The sequence below is a fragment of the Mycobacterium sp. RTGN6 genome (genome assembly GCF_033804605.1).
In the GTDB taxonomy this organism is placed as follows: Bacteria; Actinomycetota; Actinomycetes; order Mycobacteriales; family Mycobacteriaceae; genus Mycobacterium.
The window spans coordinates 1-277 of the sequence record NZ_JAPZKZ010000030.1 but is presented as its reverse complement, the minus strand read 5'-3'; the positions used below and the strand labels follow the sequence as shown (position 1 = coordinate 277).

At 70.0% G+C, this 277-nt stretch carries 1 protein-coding gene; it reads right to left on the bottom strand.

The window, feature by feature from the left end:
- Nucleotides 1–277 (bottom strand): hypothetical protein (locus SLQ33_RS33525; RefSeq protein WP_319458250.1); only part of this gene is annotated, 277 nt, incomplete at both ends.

Below are 277 nucleotides of genomic sequence, written 5' to 3'. Positions count from 1 at the left end.
CACCGCGGTCGGGATCCCGGCCACCGTTTTGCGGAACCGTTTGCCGCGTCGGCCGCGGCCCATGGTTTCCCGCCCGACAGTGCGGGCGTCGGCGAAGTCGAGGTCCTCCACGACGATCGTGTCGATTCCGTGGCGGCGGGTGTAGTGGATGAGCCGGGTGATGCCTTGGCGCACTTGGGCGTCGCGGCGGGCTGCGGTGCCGGTGAGGTCGATGTCGATGCGTTGCGCTGTGCCGGCGGGGTTGCCGTGCGCATCCAACCGCCGGATCGCGAGATGA